Here is an 18,600-nt window from a genome sequence, read left to right as displayed (position 1 = left end):
ATAGAGGCATTTGCGCTATTTTTGTACAAAAAAGCAGGATGACTTATGTCATCCCACCATAAAAAATGAAGAACCAAAACAAAAGGCCCATGCAATGTTGCATGAACCTTTTGTTACTAAAGTTGAAAATTTCCAATAAGCCACGTACCAAATTTATAACATAAATATAAAGCTAATACAACTAATCCTACTTTTATTAGAAATCTTATTATTGTAATACCGACTCTGAATAGCAAAACGACTAATAATATAATTAAAAATAATGTGAGAATACTCATCAATGTCACTCCCTATATGTCTATAATAATCGTTTTGTATGAAAAGCGCATCATTCTAAAGTTATATTTATTTCATGCTTAAGATGGATGCTAAAACATAATAAAGCCATTATAATGATAATACAATGAATGAATTAAGATTAATATAATGAAAATATAGTGGAGGGCATGCATGCGGATTTTTAAAAGCTTATTCAAACTATTCATGGTTGTCTTTTTATTTTTAGCCCTCGTATTTACTGCATTAAAGTATTTTCCTCAGATTAAAAATGAACCGTGGAATCCAATGAAAGATAAAGAAGTTTATCAAGCGGTTGATAATGAAGGATATGAAATCCCAGTGAATGGCCGAAAGTATGTCCAACAAGAAAATGACATGTTTAGAAATGTTCCTAAAAGTCAGATGAGGAATGTTTTTAATTGGGTAGATAAATACGAATTTATGCAAGTCAATGATATGTCACGTCTTGGTTATGATAAAGAATATTTAATAGCCGAAAGAGATTCTCAATTTATTCTGTATCGTTTCGGTGAAAATAATATGCGGATTTACACAACGGAACACGATTTGTATGACGATTTAAATCAGCTTGGACACCCGATATCTTTGCAACCGTTAGAAGCTTATCAGCAAGATGAAGACGATTAAAGGTCCTCGATGGTAGCACGTTTGAAAATAGAGTCTATTTACGTTAGGCTGTGATTGTGGAATCTCATAGAGGAGTGGTAAAAATGAAAACAAATCATGCGAAACAGCAAAACGAGCAGCGAAAAGCACAAAGATTATTTTCTGAATGGCGTAAAGATGAAATCCTCTACAAAGAAGACCAAGAGGATCAACATTCAAAAGGGCAACGTCACTAAGAATAATTACTGATTAATCGTCAGTTAACGGCATGAATTTTAACCATCATTTTATAACTCAATGATAAGCAATCATATTCTAATTGAGAGTTACGCTGAAAGAGTAAGCTTAATGCCTTACTTTTTCGGCGTTTTTTATGGGCTGTACACTTTATATGGTGGTTATGTGTCTATAATAATTAAGTCGCAAACTTCCGATTGCTTCTTCGAGTCTCGCTTTCCCAGGCGCCTTACCTCAACTAATTTTGGCTTTTATTTTAGTTCATAAGAAGCCAAAATGGATTTTCGGTTTCGGCTCTATGCCTCGGGATTCTCGACTCGGTACGCAATCTATTTAAGCAATTTCACTATTGAAAAGTGGCATTGCTTTTTTCTTTGGTCTTTTATACAGTCTAAAAATAATAAAAATGCGATTTTTGAAGTTATAAAAGTTGCGATAGCCATATGAAATTTAATCAGTTTAACTTTTTGATTAATTCCTTCAATCGCACCATTATTGAATTGAGGGGTTCCAATCGTATAAGCAATGATATCCTCATACTTTCTGTAGAAGCGTAACACTTTCCATCCATACATTTAAAACATTGTTTTAACAGATTTAAATACACTGCTATCTCTTGGAATCTTAAAAAAGTAATTCGCGATAAACGTTTTCCGTGTTTGTGTATTCGGTTTGGATTCGTATGATAACAGTGAGGACAAGTCATAGGCTTGTATGAAAGGGTACCAAAGATGACGTTAGATTTCTTACCTCTAATAACTACATCTTCTTCAACTTTAGTGATTTTAATATTATTATCTTTAATTTTTAGTAACTTTAATATATCATTACACATAGGCGCAATATGTCTCCTTTATTTTTGGTTTAGTCACTTAAAATTATAGAGGCATTTGCGCTATTTTTGTACAAAAAAGCAGGATGACTTATGTCATCCCACCATAAAAAATGAAGAACCTTTTTATGTTTGGGACGTACAAATACACGTGATAATTGCTTGATATTAGCCGATGTAAATTTGAAAAGTCATAGCACCATTCAAGTCATCATCTTCAAAAATCATTATGATCTCATTACAACACACCCTTGTACTTTATTTACTAACAAGAGTAATATAAAATAGGAGCAGTAATATATTTACATATAATATGAGGTGTTGAGGTTGTCCAATTTTTTTAAAAACAACAAACTCGTTGTGTTGTTTTGTGCATTAATACTTTTTATCGCTTTAGTTGGATTATCTATCAGGTCAAATACCCAATCGGTTCCTGAACAATATGCGAGTGATACCATTTCCTTCGGGCAACGTATTTTCTCTTATCCAGTCCAATTTGTAGCGGGAACTATTACAGACATATTCCATAAAAGTGAAGCGCCTACAAATAAAGAGAAACAATTACAAGCTGATAATGAACGACTTAAATCGGAAAATAAAAAACTCAAAAAAGAACTTGATATGAGTGATATTTCAGAGTATGCGCCTATTTCAGCAGGGGTGATTGCACGCCAACCAGATCAATGGTTAAATACAGTCGTCATTGATAAAGGAAAAAAATCTGGTATTAAAGAAAATATGGCTGTTATGACAGCCAATGGTTTAGTCGGCCGTGTTGCGAAAGTGAATCAATTTTCGTCACAAATCAATTTAATTACAACTAAGGGACGTACTAACCGTTTATCAGTAAATATCCAACATGGTTCAGATGAAGTGTTTGGTTTAATTGATCGCTATGATGATAAAACAGATCAACTTATTGTCAGTGATATAGATAATAACGAAGATATTAAAGAGGGCGATAAAGTTGTAACGAGTGGTTTAGGGGATCAATTGCCTAAAGGGCTTTACGTAGGTGAAGTTGAAAAAGTTCAAAACGATCAATATGGTTTATCAAAGCAAGTTTCTATTAAAACTGGGGCAAACATGAATCATTTTTCTCATGTTTATATCGCTAAAAGAGACCCTAAAACAGTAATTAACGATAAGGGTGACAATTCATAATGAAATCGATTTATTATGTACTTATAGGCTTATTGATATTTTATCTAGATACGTTGCTTACCTTTTTATCACCGATTACAATAGGTCACTTTTCATTTATATTAGTGCCCCATTTAAGCTTTTTATTTTTAATGATCATTGCGATTTATAAAAATACCAGTACCGCATTAATCTTAGGTGTCTTATTGGGTATCATGCAAGATCTGTATTTCGGTCAAGTTTATGGTGTTTATTTATTCGGTTACATTGTGTCCATTCTCATTGCCGATAAATTCTTAAAAGTTTTTTTCAGAGATCACACAATGCTTTATGGCATGATTCTACTTGGTGTGATATTCTTAGAAATTTTTGTCATGGTGATCTATAGTCTATTGGGGTTAATTGATATAAATATGTTTGGATTTTTAGTTTTCCGTATCATACCGACATTGTTTTTGAACAGTCTTTTATTAATCTTTATGTATTTCATTTTTAATCGCTTCATAAATCAATTAAGTACTATTGACACGAAGTAATACGAATGGTATGATTCAGTAGTTGAGTAGTTCATAGCTACATACAACCGCTCAAATATAGGTTTTAAGTACGCAATGTCACCTATATATGGCGTGACTTATAATTAGGAGGTGCAAAGTATGTTTGCTATTATTGAAACAGGTGGAAAACAAGTAAAAGTTGAAGAAGGTCAAGAAATTTACGTTGAAAAATTAAACGTAAACGAAGGTGACACTTTCACTTTTGATAAAGTTTTATTCGTCGGTGGAGACAACGTTAAAGTTGGTGCTCCTACAGTTGAAGGCGCAACTGTCACTGCAACTGTAAACAAACAAGGTCGCGGTAAAAAAATCACTGTATTTACTTACCGTCGTCGTAAAGATTCAAAACGCAAAAAAGGCCATCGTCAACCATATACTAAGTTAACAATTGATAAGATTAACGCTTAATCATGATTAATGTTGACTTTAAATTGAATGACGAAGGTCAGATAACAGATGTCATAATGGACGGTCATGCTGACTTTGCTGAGCATGGTCAAGACATTGTTTGCGCTGGTGCTTCAGCAGTTGTTTTCGGTAGCGTTAACGCTATTATTGGACTTACTGCAGAAAGACCAGATATTGATTACAGTGATGACGGTGGATATTTTCATGTGAGATCTGTTGATACATCAAATGAGCAGGCACAGTTGATACTCCAGTCAATGTTAGTTTCTTTACAAACAATTGAAGAAGAATATAATGAGTATATTAAATTAAATCTGAAGTGAGGTGTAACTCATGCTTAAATTAAACTTACAATTTTTCGCATCTAAAAAAGGGGTAAGTTCTACTAAAAACGGACGTGACTCAGAATCTAAACGTTTAGGTGCTAAACGTGCAGACGGTCAATTCGTTACTGGTGGTTCTATCTTATTCCGTCAACGTGGAACTAAGATTTACCCAGGTGAAAACGTAGGTCGTGGTGGCGATGATACATTATTCGCTAAAATCGATGGCGTTGTTAAATTCGAACGTAAAGGTCGAGACAAAAAACAAGTTTCTGTATATGCAGTTGCTGAATAATTTGTCAAATTTTGACACCAGAAGGTAACTTCTGGTGTTTATTTTTTATATTGATTAGACTAAAGATAATCATAGTTTCAAAATGAGAACCAAACGTAAAGTAAGTAACTTGCGTTTAAAATAAAACAAAAAAATCGAAAAAGAGGTGAAAATATGTTTGTAGATCAAGTTAAAATATCATTAAAAGCGGGTGATGGCGGGAATGGTATTACGGCATATCGCCGTGAAAAGTATGTTCCATTTGGAGGACCAGCCGGTGGTGACGGTGGTCGTGGTGCATCAGTTGTTTTCCAAGTAGATGAAGGATTGCGCACTCTCATGGACTTTAGATATCAACGACACTTTAAAGCTAAAAAAGGCGAAAACGGTCAAAGTAGTAATATGCATGGTAAAAATGCAGAGGATCTTGTTTTAAAAGTACCGCCTGGAACGATTATCAAAGATGTTGAAACAGAACAAACATTAGCTGATTTAGTGGAACATGGCCAAAGTGCAGTTATCGCAAAAGGAGGTCGTGGAGGTCGTGGTAATTCACGTTTTGCGACACCTAAAAACCCGGCACCAGATTTTAGTGAGAATGGTGAACCTGGTGAAGAAATAGAAGTAACTTTGGAACTTAAGCTTCTTGCTGATGTAGGCCTTGTTGGTTTTCCAAGTGTTGGTAAATCAACACTACTTTCAATCGTTTCTAAAGCAAAACCTAAAATTGGCGCTTATCACTTTACTACAATTCAACCTAATTTAGGCGTTGTGGTTACGCCTGACCAACGTAGTTTTGTTATGGCTGATTTACCAGGTTTGATTGAAGGTGCATCTGAAGGTGTCGGTTTAGGACATCAATTCTTAAGACATGTCGAAAGAACAAAAGTAATTGTGCATGTAATTGATATGAGCGGTTTAGAAGGCCGTGACCCTTATGAGGATTATACGATTATCAACCAAGAGCTAAAAGCTTATGCGCAACGATTAGAAGAGCGACCACAGATCATTGTTGCCAATAAAATGGATATACCAGAAGCACATGACCAGTTGGAACAATTTAAAAATAAACTTAATCAACCGGTTAAAATCATTCCAATTTCATCATATACACGTGAAAACATTGATCAATTACTTTATGAAATAGCGAATACACTTGATAAGGTCAAAGATGTTGATTTTTCTGCGACGGAAGAGCAAATCGGTGTCAATCGTGTTGTTTATAAACATACACCTTCACAAGATCAATTTAAAATTACGAGAGATGATGATGGTGCTTATGTCGTAAGTGGTAATGCGATAGAACGTATGTTTAAAATGACCGACTTTAATAGTGACCCAGCAGTACGACGTTTTGCTAGACAAATGCGTTCAATGGGTATCGATGACGCATTACGTGAACGTGGTGCAGAGAATGGTGATATTGTACGTATTCTTGGAGGAGAGTTTGAATTTGTCGAATAATGAACAGGAGGCGCCTAATGCGCGTATGAAACATCAATTTTATGTTATTCGTGAGGATGTTCTACCTTACGTCGTGAAGCGTGTACTACAAGTAAAATCCTCATTAAAAAATGACCCATCACTGACAATTCAAGAAGCAGTGGATATGCATGATTGTTCACGCAGTGCATTCTACAAATATAGAGACACTATCTTTCCATTAGATGAGGTTCGTAAGCGCACAGAAGCTTATACCATTATTTTATTTGTTATTGATAAAGTTGTAATTCTGGCAAGTATCCTTGAAAAATTGTCAGAGCTTCAACTTTCTGTGCTCACAATTCATCAAAGTGTCCCTATCAATAATAAAGCATCCATTACACTGTCACTAGATGGGAGTAAAGCGAAAATTAATCCCTATGAATTAATTAACACATTAAGACAAATGGAAAATATTTATAATGTAGATATTATCGGAATGAATTTATAAGGAGTAGTTACGATGTATGCATATATCTTTGGGAATTTAACGGCACTTTATCCAACACACATCATCGTCGAAACAACATCGGGTGTGGGATATGAAATTCAGACCCCAAACTCATATCGTTTTCAAAAGCATCTTAATCAATCTATTAAAGTTTATACGTCGTTAATTGTACGAGAAGACGCTCAATTGTTATATGGCTTTATTGATGAAGAAGAAAAGGATATGTTTTTAAGTTTAATTAAGGTGACTGGAATTGGTCCTAAATCTGCATTAGCTATTTTAGCAGCGAGCACGCCTAATGAAGTTAAACGCGCGATTGAAAATGAAAATGATGCGTATTTAACAAAATTTCCAGGAATCGGTAAAAAGACAGCGCGCCAAATTGTATTAGATTTAAAAGGTAAAGTAGTTATTACCGAAACGAACGATGAAGACCTACTTTCGAATGCTACGGATGCTATCGAAACCTCTCATTATGCAAAAGAAGCACTATTGGTGTTAGAAGCATTAGGCTATTCTAAGCGTGAATTGAAAAAGGTTGAGAAGGCGATGCAAAGTGAAACTTTTGAAAGTGTTGATGCAGCAGTTAAATTTGGATTAAAACAATTAGTTTCATAAAAAAGGAGTGAGTCAAATGGAACAAGATCGAATGATGGATGGCCATGAGCAATCTGATGAGCAAGCTTTTGAATTGTCATTACGGCCAGATCGGCTAAGACAATACATAGGTCAAAGTACGATCAAATCAAATCTTGAAGTTTTTATTCAAGCGGCTAAAATTCGTGAAGAACCACTTGATCATGTCCTTCTCTTTGGCCCTCCTGGTTTAGGTAAAACGACACTCTCACATATTATCGCAAATGAAATGGGCGTTAATTTACGTACAGTTTCAGGGCCATCTATAGAGAGACCCGGTGATTTAGCTGCTATTTTAACTGGTTTACAACCTGGCGATGTTTTATTTATTGATGAGATACATCGTCTAAGTAGCGTTGTGGAAGAAGTATTATATCCGGCTATGGAAGATTTTTTTATTGATATTATCGTTGGAAAAGGCGAGGAAGCACGTAGTATACGTATCGATTTACCACCATTTACATTAGTCGGTGCAACAACACGTGCAGGGAGTTTGACGAGTCCTTTACGTGACCGTTTTGGTGTTCATTTACGTTTAGAATATTATTCTGAACAAGAACTGGCACAGATTATTATTCGCACTGTTGATGTATTAGGCACAGCAATTGATGAAGAAAGTGCTATAGAAATTGCAAAAAGAAGTCGTGGGACACCTCGTATCGCTAATCGTTTATTAAAACGAATACGGGATTTCCAACAAGTAAATGAAGATGACATGATTTACATTGAGACGACAAAACGTGCTTTGCACTTATTACAAGTCGATGAAGAAGGTCTAGATTATATTGATCACAAAATGATGGCTTGTATTATTGAGCAATATCATGGTGGGCCGGTAGGGTTAGATACGATTGCTGTTTCAATCGGAGAAGAGCGTATTACGATTGAAGACGTATATGAACCTTTTCTCATTCAAAGAGGCTTTTTAGAGCGAACACCAAGAGGTCGTAAAGCGACACCCCAAGCCTATGAACATTTTAAATATACGAGTCATTAAATAGAGGAGTTACTACTTTGAATATTGAAGAATTTGATTATGAATTGCCAGAGTCGCTCATCGCACAAACACCATTAAAACAGCGCGATCAAAGCCGCTTGTTATATTTGAATCGACAAACTGGTGATACCGAAGACTTGCATTTTAAAGATATTACGCGATTTTTCAAACAAGGCGATACACTTGTATTAAATGATACGAAAGTAATGCCAGCGCGTTTATTTGGTGTTAAAGAAGAAACACTAGCAAAAGTTGAAATGTTAATGTTGACTCAAATTGAAGGTGACGACTGGGAAGTTTTACTTAAACCAGCGAAACGGATTAAAGTAGGGCAATCTTTGAGCTTTGGAGACGGAAAAATCATTGCTACTTGTATGAAAGAACTCGATCAAGGTGGCCGAATGATGCGCTTGCATTATGACGGCATTTTACAAGAGCGACTTGATGAATTAGGCGAAATGCCTCTCCCTCCATATATTAAAGAACGATTAGATGAAAAAGATCGTTATCAAACCGTTTATGCAAAAGCGTCTGGTTCAGCTGCAGCACCGACTGCAGGTTTACATTTTACAGATCAGTTGTTACAACAAATTCGTGAAAATGGGGTTAATATTGCATTTATCACACTTCACGTAGGATTAGGTACATTTAGACCTGTGAGTGTTGAGAATATCGATGACCACGAAATGCATAGTGAATATTATCAAATGTCTCAAGAGACTGCAGATTTACTAAATGAGACTAAAGCTAAGGGCCATCGCATCATATCTGTGGGTACGACCTCAACGAGAACACTAGAGACCATTCGACAAAATAATACGCAATTTGTTGCTTCTAGTGGATGGACGGATATATTTATTTATCCGGGTTTTGAATTTAAAGCGATAGATGGCTTGATTACCAATTTTCATTTACCTAAATCCACTTTAGTGATGTTGGTATCTGCTTTTAGTTCGCGACAATTTGTGCTTTCGGCATACCGTCATGCAGTCGCTGAAAAATATCGATTTTTCAGTTTTGGCGATGCGATGATTATTATTTAGTTTGAGAGGAGAATATTATGCCTGCAGTAACTTATGAGCATATTAAAACTTGTAAACAATCTGGTGCAAGATTAGGCATTGTACACACACCGCACGGGTCGTTTGAGACACCTATGTTTATGCCAGTGGGTACAAAAGCTACAGTTAAAACGATGAGCCCAGAAGAATTAAAACAAATGAATACGAAAATTTTATTAGGGAACACCTATCATTTATGGTTACAACCTGGCAATGATATTGTTAAAAAGGCGGGGGGCCTACACCAATTTATGAATTGGGACGGTCCTATTTTAACGGATTCGGGTGGCTTCCAAGTTTTTAGTTTGAGTAATTTGAGAAAAATTACCGAAGAAGGTGTAGAATTTAGACATCATACGAATGGTTCAAAACTCTTTTTATCTCCAGAAGATTCTATCAAAATACAAAATGATTTAGGTTCGGATATTATCATGGCTTTTGATGAGTGCCCTCCTATGCCAGCTGAGTATGATTATGTGAAAAATTCTATTGAAAGAACAACAAGATGGGCTGAACGATGCTTACAAGCGCACCAACGTCCGAACGATCAAGCCTTGTTTGGAATTATCCAAGGTGGAGAATACAAAGATTTACGTCAACAATCAGCGGAAGAACTCGTTAAACTTGATTTTCCAGGATATGCGATAGGTGGATTGTCTGTTGGTGAGCCAAAACCTGTCATGTATGAGATGGTCGAATTTACTGAGCAGTTTATGCCTAAAGATAAGCCGCGTTATTTAATGGGCGTAGGTTCTCCTGATGCATTGATTGAATGTAGCATCCGTGGTATGGATATGTTTGATTGTGTATTACCGACACGTATTGCACGTAATGGAACATGTATGACTTCACATGGCCGTGTTGTCGTAAAAAATGCGCAATATAAAGAGGATTTTAGACCGCTAGATGAAAATTGTGATTGTTATACGTGTAAAAATTATTCACGCGCATACCTAAGACATCTCATCAAAGCGGATGAAACTTTTGGGATTCGTCTTACCACTTATCATAATTTGCATTTTCTGTTAAAATTAATGGAGAACATTAGACAAGCCATTCGAGAGGATCGTCTTTTAGATTTTAAAGAGGAATTTTTCGAACAATATGGCCTCAATGTTGATAATCCGAAAAATTTCTAGATAGGAGCTAAGATTTATGTCTTCACTTATTAGTTTATTACCTTTAATATTGCTATTTGTTGTTATGTGGTTCTTTATGATTCGTCCACAACAAAAGCGTGCTAAAGAGCATCGCCAAATGGTAGACCAATTAGAAGCGGGCCAACGTGTAACGACAATTGGTGGTATTAAAGGAACAGTTCGTGCAGTTGACGAAACGACAGCTGTCATTACAGTTAATGGTAAAGGTACTGAACTGACTTTTGAAAAACAAGCCATTAAACAAGTGGATCCTTCATAACGGATTGTATTGAACAGCTTTAATACAATTAAAGACATGGATTATACCCATGTCTTTTTTAGTTCGTGTTAGAAATCACTTGCACTAATTTTGTAAAGTGAAGTATGCTTGAAACATAAGATAAAATGAGGTGTTTATGTGAAAAAAACAAGTAGATTGATCACCTTTGTTATTCTTGTCGTGCTATTATTCGCGGGAATGGCCACTACATATAAAAATGTGATCAAAAATGTCAACTTAGGGCTTGATTTACAAGGTGGATTCGAAGTTTTATATCAAGTCAACCCACTTGATAAAGGCGATAAAATTGATAATACCGCCGTACAATCCACAGCTAAAACTTTAGAACGTCGGGTCAACGTACTTGGTGTCTCTGAACCGAAAATACAAGTTGAAGACCAAAATCGTATACGTGTTCAACTTGCTGGGGTTAAGGACCAAAACCAAGCCCGTAAAATTTTATCATCACAAGCTAATTTAACAATACGGGATGCTGATGATAAAGTTTTATTAACTGGTAAAGATTTAGTTCAAGGTTCGGCTAAACAAGAGTTTAAACAAAATACGAACCAACCCGCAGTTACTTTTAAATTAAAAGACAGTGATAAATTTAAAAAAGTAACAGAAAAAATTTCTAAAAAGCAAGAAAATGTAATGGTTGTATGGCTCGACTTTAAAAAAGGCGACAGCTATGCGAAAGAAAAAACTAAAGAAGATCCAAAATATATTTCAGCAGCTTCTGTAGACCAACCGATTAACTCACCTAATGTTGAAATTTCAGGTGGTTTCCAAGGTGAAAAAGGCATAACTGAAGCCAAACAAATTGCTGATCTTTTGAATTCTGGTTCATTACCAGTTGATTTAAAAGAAATCTATTCAACTTCAGTTGGTGCCCAATTTGGTCAAGATGCATTAGATAAGACGATGTTTGCATCAATTATTGGGATTAGCATCATTTTCTTATTCATGTTATTATTCTACCGTTTGCCAGGTTTAATTGCTGTCATTACATTAACAACTTATATTTATTTAACAATGTTAGCATTTAATTTTATCTCAGGTGTCCTCACATTACCTGGTTTAGCCGCGTTAGTACTTGGTGTAGGTATGGCTGTTGATGCGAATATCATCATGTACGAAAGGATTAAAGACGAGTTGCGAATTGGTCGCACATTAAAACAAGCTTATAAAAAAGCAAATAAAAGCTCATTTATTACTATTTTAGATGCCAACTTGACAACTGTACTTGCAGCCGCTGTTCTCTTCTTCTTTGGGGAAAGTTCAGTTAAAGGTTTCGCTACGATGTTATTATTGGCAATTTTAATGAGCTTTGTGACTGCGGTCTTCTTAACACGTATTCTTTTATCTTTAGTCGTACAATCCAATGTATTCAAGAAAAAACTTTGGTGGTTTGGTGTTAAAAACAATCAAATTCATAATATTAATGACGGTTATGATGTATCGGATTTAAGTACACCTTACGATAAGATTGATTTTATGAAAATTGCAAAGCCACTATTTGCATTTAGTGGTGTGGTCATTTTAGCAGGTGTTATCATTTTATCAATTTTCAAATTGAACTTAGGTATTGATTTTACTTCTGGTACGCGTGTTGATCTTCAAAGTGATCAACCACTCAATCAAAACCAAGTAGAGAAAAAATTAGAAGCGATTGATTTGAAACCAAACCAATTATCAATTGGTGGAAATAAAAATGAAAATGCTTCGATGCAGTATAAACATGACTTGTCAAAAGATGAAATTGCTAAAGTATCTAAAACATTAAAAGATGCATATGGCAAAGAGCCATCTGTGAATACTGTATCACCTGTAATAGGTCAAGAATTGGCTAAAAATGCGATGCTAGCAGTGATTATTGCATCCATTGGTATGATTATTTACATTTCTTTACGTTTTGAATGGCGTATGGGTATCGCATCGATCATTTCTTTATTACATGATGCTTTTATGATTATTGCCGTCTTTAGCTTGTTTAGACTCGAGGTTGATATAACGTTTATCGCTGCAGTACTGACAATCATCGGTTATTCGATAAACGATACGATTGTAACATTTGACCGTGTTCGTGAAATGTTGAAAAAAGTAAAAGTAATCACGAAAGAAGAGCAAATAGACTATATTGTGAATAGTTCTATTCGACAAACGTTAACACGTTCAATCAACACTGTTTTAACCGTAGTTATCGTCGTTGTTGCAATGTTGATATTAGGTGCATCAAGTATATTCAACTTCTCATTAGCATTATTGATTGGTTTAGTATCAGGTGTATACTCATCTATTGTTATTGCGGTACCGCTTTGGGGCATGTTGAAGAAACGTGAATTACGTAAATCAAGTCATCACAAACTTGTTGTTTATAAACGTAAACGTACTAACGAAGAAAAAGTATTAGTATAATAGAAATAAACTTGGACGTCTTATTGATTAACATCAATGATGTCCAAGTTCTTTTTATTTTCTCTAATTTTCGTTATAATACGTTTTGAGAAAGAGGCGGTAATGATTATGATACAATCGAATTTTCAATGGCAAACGCGTCAAGTTGATAGCTTGATTGATGACGCTTTAGTCGATAAATATAAATTGACACCGATGATGAAATCGATACTAGAAAGCAAAGGGTACACTGATGGATTAGAGCTTGAACGCATTTTAGCACCGAATCATTTGATACATGACCCTCAAGCATTAAGTGACATGGATAAAGCGATATCACGCATACATAAAGCAATTCAAAATGGTGAAAAGATTCTTGTTTATGGAGACTATGATGCAGACGGTGTAACGTCAACGACCATTATGGTTAAAACATTGCAACAACTTGGTGCTACTGTAGGGTGGTATATCCCTAACCGATTTACAGAAGGATATGGGCCAAGCGAAATGGCCTTTAGAAATGCCTATGATGAAGGAGTTACGTTAATTATTACTGTTGATAATGGTATACAAGGGCATCATGAAATTGAACTTGTGCAAAATCTAGGCGTGGATGTGATTGTTACAGACCATCATGAAATGGGGGAAACGTTGCCTCCTGCTTTTGCAATTATCCATCCGATGCATCCTGATTTCAATTATCCATTTAAATATTTATGTGGTGCAGGTGTGGCGTTTAAGTTAGCAGATATGCTTTTAGAAGAATTGCCACATTCATTTTGGGTTTTAGCAATGATTGGGACAATTGCTGATTTAGTTTCTTTGACTGATGAAAATCGGATGATTGTTCAAAAAGGATTGACTTATATCAATGAAGAGACACCCGTGGCGATTCGCACTTTATTAGATCAGGCACAATACCGAGATGATATTAATGAAGAAACAATTGGTTTTATCATTGCGCCTCGATTAAATGCGGTAGGCCGTTTAGACGATGCAGGTTTAGCGGCTGAATTATTAATGTCAGATGATCCAGAAGAATCGCTATTTCTAGCAGAACAAGTGGAACATTTCAATGTGGAACGTAAAGAAATTGTCCAACAAATCGTGGAGGAAGCGATGGAGATGGCTCAAGAAGCCGTTAGTGAGGGCCAAAAATTTTTAGTTTTAGCTAAAGAAAATTGGCACGAAGGCGTATTAGGAATTGTGGCTTCAAGAATTGTTGAAAAATTTCATTTGCCTACTATGATTTTAAATATTGATGAAGCCCAACAACATGCAAAAGGTTCATCCCGAAGTATTTCGCAAGTCTCAATGTTTGAAGCTCTATCTTCGGAATCTACATTAATTACAAAATTTGGTGGTCACCATATGGCTGCAGGATTAACAATGCCGATAGAAAATGTAGATCAGCTAAGAAACGCGCTAAATACATGGATGACTGAACGTTTTAATGACGATGATCTACAACCCGTCAAAATGGTTAATGTTGTTTTAAATATCGAACATGTAACGATTGAACAAATCCGCTCTTTAGAACGGTTACGCCCTTTTGGCATGGATTTTAACAGACCTGTATTTCAAATTGATGGCTTGACCATCCAACAAGCGAAAGCGATTGGTCAAAATCAGAATCATCTTAAAGTTACTTTTAATGAACAAAATTTACAAGGCTTGTTTTGGAATCATGGTGAATTAAACCAAGAATTAATGGAAGACCAAGAAATAGATATCATTGGTGAACTTCAAATTAATGAATGGAATGGGAATCGTACGCCTCAATTTGTAATGACTGATGTAAGAAGTAATGATCGACAGATTTTAGATTATCGCAGCAAAAATAAGCGGTTACCTCGATTTGAGGGTAAAGATCAAGTGTGTTATCTGATACATCCAAATAAAGATAAATCTAGTCATCATGAATTCTATTATGGCGAGGTCATTCCAGAAGGTTATGATAAATGTGTAATGAGAGATTTACCACTTACTATGGAAGATATAAAGCTGTCATGTCGTTACATTAAAGCATCTCAAATTTATCTTGTATTTGAGCATCAACATTCTATTTATTTTGAAGGTTTACCGAAAGATGATACGTTTAAAAAATGTTATAAAGCACTATTTCAAAAGGGTAAAACAAATCTAGAAACTGAAGGTATGGCACTGAGTCAATATTTGCAAATTAAACCCGCTATGCTGAAATTTATTTTAAAAGTTTTCTTAGACTTACAAATTATTTCACAAAAAGATGGTATAATTGAGATTGCGCATTCTCGTGAAAAGCAGTCTATTTCAGCTAGTCGCATTTATCAAGCACGGGTACAGCGAATTGAAGTTGAAAAACAGCTCTTATATGAAGAATTTGATGCCATTAAGTCTTGGTTTGTTAATGAATTAGCAGGGATTGAATGAGGAGAGGATTTAAGTGGATTTAAAAAAATATGTGTCTGAAGTCAAAGATTGGCCTAAAGCAGGCGTTAATTTTAAAGATATTACAACAATCATGGACAACGGAGAAGCATACGGCTATGCGACAGATCAAATCGTTAAATATGCAAAAGAGAAAAACGTTGATATTGTCGTAGGACCAGAAGCACGTGGTTTTATCATCGGATGTCCTGTTGCATATGCAATGGGAATCGGTTTTGCACCTGTTCGTAAAGAAGGGAAGCTTCCACGTGAAGTCATCCGTTATGAATATGACCTAGAATACGGAAGCAATGTACTCACAATGCATGCAGACGCAATCAAACCAGGTCAAAGAGTATTAATTACTGATGATTTGCTTGCTACAGGTGGAACAATCGAAGCGGCTATTCATCTTGTTGAGAAACAAGGCGGTATCGTTGCTGGCATTGCATTTATTATTGAACTTGCTTACTTAAATGGTATAGAAAAAATTAAAGATTACGACGTGATGCGTTTAATCACGTATAATGAATAGTTCATAGAATCAAAAGTTTCTAACATACACATCATTGTATGTTGGAATTTAGTGAGATTAAGAAATCTTCGTTTTATTATAGATTTCAGTCTCACTTTTTTTATTATATTAAATGTTACGTTGAGGTCGATTGATATCATTTGCTGTTGCTTCTATATTTTAAATAAACGCTTTAAATAAACAGAGTAAACATTTTAAAATGTAATCAAGTATTGAAAAACTAAAATTATTGACACTTTTATTATTCTTTTGTAATAAAATTATGCGTTGTGATACGGTTCAATTATTTTTAATCATGTAGTATGATAGAATTATTATTTATAACGTGGGGGTGACCATAATGAATAACGAATATCCATATAGTGTAGATGAGGTATTGCATAAAGCAAAAACATATTTAGACAGCGAACAATATGAATATGTATTAAAAAGTTATCACATCGCTTACCAAGCACACGAAGGACAATTTCGTAAAAACGGTTTACCTTATATAATGCACCCTATTCAAGTGGCAGGTATATTAACTGAAATGCATCTCGATGGCCCAACGATTGTTGCAGGTTTTTTACATGATGTGATTGAAGATACGCCGTATACTTTTGATGATGTTGAAGAAATGTTCAATGTGGAAATTGCGACAATTGTCGATGGGGTTACGAAATTAAAAAAGGTAAAATACCGTTCGAAAGAAGAGCAACAAGCTGAAAATCATCGTAAATTATTTATTGCAATCGCTAAAGATGTACGTGTCATTTTAGTTAAATTAGCTGACCGATTACATAATATGAGGACTTTGCGTGCAATGCCTCGTGAGAAACAAATTCGAATTTCAAAAGAAACATTGGAAATATATGCACCGCTTGCCCATCGTTTAGGGATCAATACAATTAAGTGGGAATTAGAGGATATTGCACTAAGATATATTGATAATGTTCAATATTTTAGAATTGTTAATCTCATGAAAAAGAAACGAAGCGAACGTGAAGCTTATATTGAAAACGCAATTCAAAATATACGTAAAGAAATGGAAATTATGGAAATTAGTGGTGAAATCAATGGTCGCCCCAAACATATCTACAGTATTTATCGTAAAATGATGAAGCAAAAGAAACAGTTCGATCAGATTTTTGATTTGCTTGCTGTACGTGTTATCGTTAACTCTATCAAAGACTGTTACGCCGTATTAGGTCTCGTCCATACCCTATGGAAACCGATGCCTGGTCGTTTTAAAGATTATATTGCGATGCCAAAACAAAATATGTATCAGTCATTGCATACGACTGTCGTTGGTCCGAATGGCGACCCATTAGAAATCCAAATTCGTACTTTTGAAATGCATGAAATCGCAGAGCATGGGGTTGCAGCGCATTGGGCTTATAAAGAGGGAAAACAAGTTGACAAAGATAGTGAAACATATAATAAAAAGCTAAATTGGCTAAAAGATATTGCAGAAACTGATCATACTTCTTCTGATGCGCAAGAATTTATTGAGTCACTTAAATTTGATTTACAAAGTGATAAAGTTTACGCTTTTACACCAGCGAGTGATGTAATTGAGTTACCGTACGGCGCGGTACCGATTGATTTTGCATATGCAATTCACAGTGAAGTCGGCAATAAAATGATAGGTGCAAAAGTAAACGGTAAAATTGTGCCGATTGACTACGTGTTACAAACCGGCGATATCGTTGAAATTAGAACGAGTAAGCATTCATATGGTCCAAGCCGTGATTGGTTAAAAATCGTACGTTCATCAAGTGCTAAAAGTAAAATTAAAAGTTTCTTTAAAAAGCAAGATCGCTCTTCAAATATTGAAAAAGGTAAGTTTATGGTGGAAGCTGAACTTAAAGAGCAAGGCTTTAAACCTGACGAACTATTAACTGAACGTAATTTAAAAATAGTAAATGATAAGTATAATTTTGCCAATGAAGATGATTTATATGCTGCAGTTGGTTTCGGGGGTGTGACATCAGCTCAAATCGTCAACAAACTGACTGAAAGAATTCGTATCGAAAACAAGCAAAAAGCATTGAATCAGGCACAACAAGTGACGAAATCAGCACCTATTAAAGATCACATTACGACAGATTCAGGTGTGTATGTTGAAGGTTTAGATAATGTTCTAATTAAGTTATCCAAATGTTGCAATCCGATACCAGGTGATAAAATATTAGGCTATATTACAAAAGGTCATGGTATAAAAGTGCACCGTACGGATTGTCCAAATATTCAAAACGAAAAAGAGCGTTTAATTGATGTGGAATGGGTCAAATCTAAAAATGCAGCTCAGAAATATCAAGTAGATTTAGAAGTCACTGCTTACGACAGAAATGGCTTGTTAAATGAGGTTTTACAAGCAGTGAATAGCACCTCTAGTCAATTAATTAAAGTAGCAGGTAAATCTGATATTGATAAAAATGCTGTTATTAATTTAAGTATTATGGTAAAAAATGTACATGAAGTGTATAAAGTTGCTGATAAAATTAAACAACTCGGCGATATCTATACAGTAACACGAGTTTGGAATTAGGAG

Annotated in this window: 20 protein-coding genes and 1 other annotated feature; of the genes, 18 read left to right on the top strand and 2 right to left on the bottom strand. The window is 35.1% G+C overall.

The features are described 5' to 3' along the window. Window positions 1-116: 116 nt before the first annotated feature. Window positions 117-278: a hypothetical protein gene (locus HMPREF1208_RS12355; RefSeq protein ID WP_016425284.1), complete on the bottom strand. Its 162-nt coding sequence runs from the start codon at window positions 276-278 to the stop codon at window positions 117-119. A 172-nt stretch (window positions 279-450) separates the two neighbouring features. On the opposite strand from HMPREF1208_RS12355, the gene HMPREF1208_RS05060 reads away from it, so the two are divergent. Together HMPREF1208_RS05060 and HMPREF1208_RS12500 are read left to right on the top strand one after the other, a co-directional pair. Further along, entirely contained in the window at window positions 451-927 is a 477-nt protein-coding gene (locus HMPREF1208_RS05060) for a DUF4930 family protein (protein WP_016425283.1), read from the top strand. 83 nt (window positions 928-1,010) lie between these two features. Continuing rightward, a complete protein-coding gene (locus tag HMPREF1208_RS12500; RefSeq protein ID WP_016425282.1) occupies window positions 1,011-1,142 on the top strand; it encodes a hypothetical protein in 132 nt (43 codons plus the stop codon). A gap of 330 nt (window positions 1,143-1,472) precedes the next feature. Here HMPREF1208_RS12500 and HMPREF1208_RS12175 read toward each other — a convergent pair whose 3' ends face one another. Next, window positions 1,473-1,718, bottom strand: a complete 246-nt coding sequence (locus HMPREF1208_RS12175; RefSeq protein ID WP_187364094.1) for a hypothetical protein — start codon at window positions 1,716-1,718, stop codon at window positions 1,473-1,475. Window positions 1,719-2,302: 584 nt separating this feature from the next. On the opposite strand from HMPREF1208_RS12175, the gene mreC reads away from it, so the two are divergent. From mreC to HMPREF1208_RS04975, 16 genes are all read left to right on the top strand, one after another. After that, window positions 2,303-3,139, top strand: a complete 837-nt coding sequence (gene mreC / locus HMPREF1208_RS05050) for a rod shape-determining protein MreC (RefSeq protein WP_016425280.1) — start codon at window positions 2,303-2,305, stop codon at window positions 3,137-3,139. Then, entirely contained in the window at window positions 3,139-3,654 is a 516-nt protein-coding gene (gene mreD, locus HMPREF1208_RS05045; protein ID WP_016425279.1) for a rod shape-determining protein MreD, read from the top strand. The genes mreC and mreD overlap by 1 nt, the downstream gene beginning before the upstream one ends. A 35-nt stretch (window positions 3,655-3,689) precedes the next feature. After that, window positions 3,690-3,763, top strand: a sequence feature (ribosomal protein L21 leader region). 11 nt (window positions 3,764-3,774) lie between these two features. Continuing rightward, window positions 3,775-4,083 (top strand): 50S ribosomal protein L21, encoded by a 309-nt coding sequence (gene rplU / locus HMPREF1208_RS05040; RefSeq protein ID WP_016425278.1) that lies wholly within the window; start codon window positions 3,775-3,777, stop codon window positions 4,081-4,083. Window positions 4,084-4,085: 2 nt separating this feature from the next. Further along, the gene (locus HMPREF1208_RS05035; protein WP_016425277.1) at window positions 4,086-4,406 is read left to right on the top strand and encodes a ribosomal-processing cysteine protease Prp; all 321 of its coding nucleotides are present in this window, start codon (window positions 4,086-4,088) and stop codon (window positions 4,404-4,406) included. 10 nt (window positions 4,407-4,416) lie between these two features. Further along, on the top strand, window positions 4,417-4,701 hold the full coding sequence (gene rpmA / locus HMPREF1208_RS05030) for a 50S ribosomal protein L27 (RefSeq protein WP_014613716.1): 285 nt from the start codon (window positions 4,417-4,419) through the stop codon (window positions 4,699-4,701). Between the two features lie 153 nt (window positions 4,702-4,854). Then, complete coding sequence (gene obgE, locus HMPREF1208_RS05025; RefSeq protein WP_016425276.1) at window positions 4,855-6,144, top strand: GTPase ObgE; 1,290 nt, start codon at window positions 4,855-4,857, stop codon at window positions 6,142-6,144. A 25-nt stretch (window positions 6,145-6,169) separates the two neighbouring features. Continuing rightward, window positions 6,170-6,613, top strand: coding sequence for an ACT domain-containing protein (locus HMPREF1208_RS05020; RefSeq protein WP_037559285.1), 444 nt, complete (start codon window positions 6,170-6,172; stop codon window positions 6,611-6,613). 12 nt (window positions 6,614-6,625) lie between these two features. Continuing rightward, entirely contained in the window at window positions 6,626-7,231 is a 606-nt protein-coding gene (gene ruvA, locus HMPREF1208_RS05015) for a Holliday junction branch migration protein RuvA (protein ID WP_016425274.1), read from the top strand. A 16-nt stretch (window positions 7,232-7,247) separates the two neighbouring features. Continuing rightward, window positions 7,248-8,246, top strand: coding sequence for a Holliday junction branch migration DNA helicase RuvB (ruvB, locus tag HMPREF1208_RS05010; RefSeq protein WP_016425273.1), 999 nt, complete (start codon window positions 7,248-7,250; stop codon window positions 8,244-8,246). Window positions 8,247-8,263: 17 nt separating this feature from the next. Beyond that, window positions 8,264-9,289 carry a tRNA preQ1(34) S-adenosylmethionine ribosyltransferase-isomerase QueA gene (gene queA / locus HMPREF1208_RS05005; RefSeq protein ID WP_016425272.1) on the top strand — a complete coding sequence of 342 codons (1,026 nt, stop codon included), beginning with the start codon at window positions 8,264-8,266 and terminating at the stop codon, window positions 9,287-9,289. A 17-nt stretch (window positions 9,290-9,306) separates the two neighbouring features. Next, window positions 9,307-10,446, top strand: coding sequence for a tRNA guanosine(34) transglycosylase Tgt (gene tgt, locus HMPREF1208_RS05000; RefSeq protein ID WP_016425271.1), 1,140 nt, complete (start codon window positions 9,307-9,309; stop codon window positions 10,444-10,446). A gap of 16 nt (window positions 10,447-10,462) precedes the next feature. Next, entirely contained in the window at window positions 10,463-10,726 is a 264-nt protein-coding gene (gene yajC, locus HMPREF1208_RS04995) for a preprotein translocase subunit YajC (protein WP_016425270.1), read from the top strand. Between the two features lie 138 nt (window positions 10,727-10,864). Continuing rightward, complete coding sequence (gene secDF, locus HMPREF1208_RS04990; RefSeq protein ID WP_016425269.1) at window positions 10,865-13,144, top strand: protein translocase subunit SecDF; 2,280 nt, start codon at window positions 10,865-10,867, stop codon at window positions 13,142-13,144. 108 nt (window positions 13,145-13,252) lie between these two features. After that, a complete protein-coding gene (gene recJ, locus HMPREF1208_RS04985) occupies window positions 13,253-15,535 on the top strand; it encodes a single-stranded-DNA-specific exonuclease RecJ (protein ID WP_016425268.1) in 2,283 nt (760 codons plus the stop codon). Between the two features lie 13 nt (window positions 15,536-15,548). Then, entirely contained in the window at window positions 15,549-16,067 is a 519-nt protein-coding gene (locus HMPREF1208_RS04980) for an adenine phosphoribosyltransferase (protein ID WP_016425267.1), read from the top strand. Between the two features lie 340 nt (window positions 16,068-16,407). After that, entirely contained in the window at window positions 16,408-18,597 is a 2,190-nt protein-coding gene (locus HMPREF1208_RS04975) for a RelA/SpoT family protein (protein WP_016425266.1), read from the top strand. The last annotated feature ends 3 nt before the right edge of the window (window positions 18,598-18,600 follow it).

It is taken from the genome of Staphylococcus sp. HGB0015, from assembly GCF_000411275.1.
Classification (GTDB): Bacteria; Bacillota; Bacilli; order Staphylococcales; family Staphylococcaceae; genus Staphylococcus; species Staphylococcus schleiferi.
This window is presented reverse-complemented; position numbering and strand designations above follow the sequence as displayed.